Annotated in this window: 1 protein-coding gene; it reads left to right on the top strand. The window is 68.4% G+C overall.

Annotation, left to right across the window (positions count from 1 at the left end; genetic code table 11):
• The coding region (locus tag ACFP2T_RS24365; protein ID WP_377425239.1) for an amino acid adenylation domain-containing protein at window positions 1-6,619 on the top strand (6,619 nt) is incomplete at both ends.

Below are 6,619 nucleotides of genomic sequence, written 5' to 3'. Positions count from 1 at the left end.
TGACATGGACCTGTCCCGCACCGTCGGTTGGTTCACCAACAGCTACCCCGTCCGGCTCGACCCCGGAGCGGTCAACTTCACCGAGGTACGAGCCGGAGGCCCCGCCGCCGGCCGAGCCATCAAACGCATCAAGGAACTGCTGCGCGCCGTGCCCGGCGACGGCCTCGGCTACGGCCTGCTGCGGTACCTCAACCCCGACACCGCACCACAACTCGCCAACCTGCCCACCCCACAGATCGGCTTCAACTACCTGGGCCGGATCACGACCGAGGGTGCCGGCCCGGCGGCTCCACAGGACTGGGTCCCCACCGGTGCAGCCGCGACCGGAGGTGGCCCTGGCGAGACCCTGCCTGTCATGCACGCCCTCGAAGCCATGGGCATGGTCCACGACCTACCGGACGGACCCCGACTGACTCTCGCCCTGGCCTGGCCCGAGCAACTTCTCGCCGAGTCGACCGTACGCACCCTGCTCGACGGCTGGGCGGCGATGCTGACCGGCCTCGCCGTCCACACCGCAGAGTCCGGCGGAGGCGGCTACACACCCTCTGACCTGCCACTGACGGAACTCAGCCAGGACGAGCTGGACGAGTTCGAGGCGAAAGCGATCACGAACGGCCAAAGCCTGTCCGGGGTCTGGCCGCTGTCGCCGTTGCAGGAGGGTCTTCTGTTCCACGCGCTCTTCGACGAGCAGGGCACGGACGTGTACGTGGAGCAGCTGGTCATGGGTTTGGGTGGGAATCTCGATGTCGGGGCGTTGCGGGCGTCCTGGCAGGGCATGCTCGATCGGCATGAGACGCTGCGCGCCTGTTTCCAGCGTCGCAGCTCGGGGTCGCCGGTCCAGTTGATCATGCGGCGGGTCGCGCTGCCGTGGCGGGAGGAGGACCTCTCGAACCTGGCCGGGGACGCGGCCGAGGCCGAGGCGGAACGGATCGCGGTCGAGGAGCGTGCGGAGCGGTTCGACCTGGCGGTGGCGCCGCTGTTGAAGGTGGTGTTGATCAAGTTCGGTGCCGACCGGTACCGGATGTTGGTCACCTTGCACCACATCCTGCTGGACGGCTGGTCCCTCCAACTGCTGCTGAACGAGTTGTGGGCCAGTTACGAGGCTGGCGGCAGCGTGGCCGGGCTGCCGGTGGTGACGCCGTACCGCGAGTATCTGGAATGGCTCGCCCGCCAGGACGAGCAGGCCGCGCGGGACGCGTGGCGGGCGGTCCTGGCCGGTACCGACGAGCCGACCCTGGTAGCCCCGGTCGACCACGGCGCCGCGCAGGCGACCGCCGGTGTGCTGTCGGGTGCGGCGGGTGAGGAGTTGGATGCCGCGTTGCGGGAGTTGGCCCGGACCAGTGGGCTGACGCTGAACACGGTGTTGCAGGCGGCCTGGGCCGTCGTGGTCGGCCAACTGACCGGACGCCGCGACGTCGTGTTCGGTACGTCGGTCGCTGGCCGGCCTGCGGATCTGTCCGGCATGGAAAGCATGGTGGGACTGTTCATCAACACCGTCCCGGTACGGGTCCGGTTCTCGCCCGAGCAGACCGTCGCGCAGATGCTGGAGGAGTTGCAGGCGCAACAGACAGGGCTGATGGACTTCCAGTACCTGAGTCTGAGCGAGATTCAGCGTCTGGCCGGTCCGGGCGGTGTCTTCGACACCATGATGGCGTTCGAGAACTTCGGCTCCGGTGTGACCGGCCAGAAGGCGCCGGACTCGACCGGACAGCCGCCGGCCGGGGAAGCGCAGGAGGCCGCAACCGAGAGCCTGCGGATCACCGAGGTCGGCGTACGTGAGTCGATCAACTACCCGCTGGGGCTGGTGGTGAGCCCCGTCGGCGGCCTCAAGATGCGGCTGATCTACCAGCCGGACCTCTTCGACGAGCGGGCGGCACAAACGATCATCGACCGGATGGTTCACGTGCTGGCCCAGGTGGCGGCCGACCCCGGGGCCCGACTTCGAGACCTGGACGCGCTGGTGCCCGAGGAGCGGCGGCTCGTAGCCGACGGCAGGCACGATTCACCACGTGCCGTTCCGGAGGGCTCACTCATGGAGCTGTTCGAAGCACAGGTGACCCGGACCCCGGACTCGGTGGCAGTGGTGTACGACGGGGCCTCTCTGACGTATGCGGAACTGGACAGGCGGGCAAATCGGCTGGCGCACGAGCTGATCAGCCGGAGGGTGGGCCCGGAGAGCCTGGTTGGCGTACTGATGGACCGGTCGATCGACCTGGTCGTCGTACTGCTCGGAGTGGTGAAGGCGGGCGCCGCCTACCTGCCGATCGACCCCGGCTACCCCGACGATCGGATCAGCTTCATGCTGGCCGACGCCTGCCCCGCGGTGGTGGTGTGTACCCGCCGGACCACGGGAGCCGTATCCGGGGTGGAACAGCTCCTCTGGGACGATCCGGCGACGGCGGCGGCGTTGGCCGTCCGCTCCACGACGGCACCGACCGATGCCGATCGGGTGGCGCCGCTGCGGCCGCAGCACCCGGCGTACGTGATTTTCACATCGGGGTCGACCGGTCGCCCCAAGGGCGTGTTGGTGCCGCACGCGAACGTCCTGCGTCTGCTCACCGAGACCGAACAGTGGTTCGGGTTTGGTCCGGACGACGTGTGGACGCTGTTCCACTCGTACGCGTTCGACTTCTCGGTCTGGGAGTTGTGGGGTGCGCTGCTGCACGGTGGCCGGCTCGTGGTCGTCCCGTACCTGACGTCGCGCTCGCCCAGGGAGTTCCTTGGCCTGTTGGTCAGCGAGGGTGTGACCGTACTCAATCAGACACCGTCGGCGTTCTACCAGTTGATGGCCGCGGACGCCGAGGCACCGGCGGACGGACTCGCGTTGCGGTACGTCATATTCGGCGGTGAAGCACTCGAATGGAGCCGCCTGGTCGACTGGTATGCCCGGCACTCCGAGCCCTCGCTGGTCAACATGTACGGCATCACTGAGACGACCGTGCACGTCACCTACGTGGCGTTGGACGCCGAGAAGTGTGCGAGCGCCCCGGGCAGCGTGATCGGTTCCGCGATCCCGGACCTGCGGATCCACCTTCTGGACGATTGGCTTCGACCGGTACCACCGAACGTTCCTGGCGAGCTTTACGTGACGGGCCCGGGACTGGCTCGGGGATACCTCAACCGGCCGGGGTTGACGGCCCAGCGTTTCGTCGCGGCACCCGACGGCCCCGCCGGCGATCGCATGTACCGGTCTGGCGACCTGGCCAGGTGGAAGTTGGACGGATCGCTGGAGTACCTCGGCCGTGCCGACGACCAGGTCCAGCTGCGGGGCTTCCGGATCGAGCTGGGTGAGATCGAGGCGGTCCTGGCCGGGCACGAGCACGTTGGCCAGGTCGCGGTGATCGTCCGGGAGGACCAGCCCGAGGTGAAGCGTCTGGTCGCCTATGTCGTACCCGTCGACGGTGGAGTGGATACCGGTGTGCTGCGGGAGTTCGTCGGGGCCCAGTTGCCGGACTACATGGTGCCAGCGGCGGTGGTGGTGTTGGACTCGCTGCCGGTCACGGTGAACGGGAAGCTGGACCGGGGGGCGTTGCCGGCTCCGGATTTCGTGGGTGGTGGTCGTGGTCCGGCGACGGCGGCGGAGGAGGTGTTGTGTGGTCTGTTCGCTGAGGTGCTGGGTGTGGAGCGGGTGGGTGCGGAGGCGTCGTTCTTTGATTTGGGTGGGGATTCGTTGTTGGCGATGCGGTTGGTTGCGCGAGTTCGGGCGGTGTTCGCGGCGGAGGTGAGTATTCGGGCGTTGTTCGCGTCGCCGACGGTTGCGCAGGTTGCTCGGTTGGTTGAGGGCGGCGAGTCGGTGGTGCAGGTGGCGTTGACGCGTCGGGAGCGGCCCGAGGTGTTGCCGTTGTCGTTCGCGCAGCAGCGGCTGTGGTTCCTGAACCGCCTGGACGAGGCGGATCAGGGTGCTGGTGCGGCGTACAACATGCCGTTGGTGATGCGGCTGTCGGGTGAGCTGGACGTGGCGGTGTTGGAGGCCGCGTTGGGTGATGTCGCGGATCGGCACGAGAGCTTGCGGACGATTTTCCCGCAGTCGGAGGAGGCGGCGTGTCAGCGGGTTCTTGAGGGTGCGGCGGGTCGGCCGGCGTTGATGGTGGTGGAGGCGACTGAGGATGAGTTGCCGGGTCTGGTCGCTGATCGCGCGGTTCGTGGGTTTGATCTGAGTGTTGATCTGCCGTGGCGGGTGTGGTTGTTGACCGTGTCGCCGGTGGAGTCGGTGTTGTTGATCGTGGCTCATCACATCGCGGTCGACGGTTGGTCGATGGGTCTGTTGGGTCGGGATCTGAGTGTGGCGTACGCGGCTCGTCGGCAGGGGAGGGCTCCGGGTTGGGAGCCGTTGCCGGTGCAGTACGCGGACTACTCCCTGTGGCAGCGTGAGGTCCTGGGTGACCTCGACGATCCCGACAGCCTGATCAGCGCACAACTCGGGTACTGGCGAGAGGCGCTGGCGGACGCACCACAGGAGCTCGTGCTTCCTACCGACCGGCCGCGCCCGTCGGTGCCCTCGTTCCGCGGGCGCTCGATCCAACTGGATGTGGGCGCGGATGTCCATGCTGGGTTGGAGCGGGTGGCGCAGCGTGGTGGCGCGACGATGTTCATGGTGGTGCACGCGGCGTTGGCGGTGCTGCTGTCGCGGGTGGGTGCGGGTACGGACATTCCGATGGGTACGGCCATCGCCGGTCGTGGGGATGCGGCGTTGGATGATCTGGTCGGGTTCTTCGTCAACACGTTGGTGTTGCGGGCCGATCTGAGTGGGGATCCGTCGTTCGGTGAGGTGCTGGCCCGGGTACGGGAGGCGGACCTGGCCGCGTACGCGCACCAGGACCTGCCGTTCGAACGCCTGGTGGACGACCTCAGCCCGGTCCGCTCGCTGAGCCGTAACCCGTTGTTCCAGGTCATGTTTGGTCTACAGAACCTTCCTGGGGCCGGGGCTCAGCTGGACTTGCCGGGCCTGCGGGTCAGCTCCTTCGGCGATGGGTCGCAGGGTGCTTCGGCGCGGTTCGATCTGTCGATCGAGTTGGCGGAGCGGCGTGATGCGGAGGGTTCGCCGGCCGGGCTTGGCGGGGTCCTGCTGTATGCCACCGATCTGTTTGACGAGTCGACTGCCGAAAGTTTGGCTGGTCGGTTGGTGCGGGTGTTGGAGCAGGTGGCGGCGGATCCGGGCCTGCGGCTCAGTGATATCGAGGTCCTGGACGACGCGGAACGGTCGCTGGTCGTCGGCCGGTGGAACGACACGGCGGTGCGGGTTCCCGACCAGATGGTGCCGGAGTTGTTCGAGGCACAGGTCGCGGCGTCACCGGACGTGGTCGCGGTCCGCTGCGGTGCAGACGTGCTGACCTATGCCGAGTTGGACCAGCGGGCCAACCGGCTCGCCCGGTACCTGTCCGGGGTGGGGGTGGCTGCCGAGTCGCGGGTGGGTCTGTGCCTGCCACGTGGCGTCGACATGGTGGTCGGGTTGTTGGCGGTGTGGAAGGCCGGTGGCGCGTTCGTGCCGTTGGACCCGGCGTACCCGAGCGACCGGCTCGACTACATGGTCGCCGACAGCGACACCACCGTCCTGGTCGGCACCACCGACACCCTGTCGGCGATGGCGACGACCGGAGTACGCCAGGTCCGTCTGGACGAGGTCGCCGATCAGGTCGCCGCCCTGCCTTCGGCCGGGTCGGGGCGACGGGTGGCCCCGGACGGGTTGGCGTATGTGATCTACACGTCGGGTTCGACGGGGCGGCCCAAGGGGGTCGCGGTCGCCCATCGTGGGGTGCTGAACCTGGCCGAGGTGATGCGCCCGGTCCTGGGTGTGGACCAGGGTGTGGTGGCGTTGCAGTTCGCGTCGTTCAGCTTCGACGCCGCCGTCCTGGACGTGGTGGTCACCCTGGCCGCCGGTGGAACCCTGGCGATCGCCTCGACCGAGGAACGCACCGACCCTGAGGCGCTGAGCCGCATGATCCGCGCTACCGACGTCACCGTCGCCAGTGTCGTGCCGTCCCTGCTTGCCGTCCTCGACCCGGGGACCGTGCCCGGGGTCGGGAACTGGGTCCTGGGCGCCGAACGCCTGACCGCGGAGTTGGCGAGTCGGTGGACGGCCCAGTCCCGGGTCTGGAACACGTACGGGCCGACCGAGGCGACCGTCATCACCACCGCCGTACCACTACCGACCATGCGCGCCACCGACACGGCGCCGCCGATCGGCCGCCCGATCGGCAACACCCGGGTGTACGTCCTGGACGAATACCTCCGCCCGGTCCCACCCGGAGTCACCGGCGAACTGTACGTCGCGGGTCCGCAGCTGGCCCGGGGCTACATCGCCCGGGCCGGGCTGACCGCGGAACGGTTCGTCGCCTGCCCCTACACCAACGGGTCCGACGCCGGCCGGATGTACCGGTCCGGAGACCTGGCCCGCTGGACCCCGGACGGACAACTACAGTTCGCCGGCCGCGCGGACGAGCAGGTCAAGATCCGTGGTTTCCGGGTCGAACCGGGCGAGGTCGAGACCGTCCTGGCCGGGCACGAGTCGGTCGGCCAGGTCGCGGTGATCGTCCGGGAGGACCAGCCCGAGGTCAAACGCCTGGTCGCCTACGTCGTACCCGTCGACGGTGACGCTGGAATCGACGTCGCCGGACTGCGG

The organism is Plantactinospora solaniradicis (genome assembly GCF_042658085.1).
In the GTDB taxonomy this organism is placed as follows: Bacteria; Actinomycetota; Actinomycetes; order Mycobacteriales; family Micromonosporaceae; genus Plantactinospora; species Plantactinospora solaniradicis.
The sequence above is the reverse complement of the archived record's forward strand: the minus strand, read 5'-3'. Positions and strand labels throughout refer to the sequence as shown.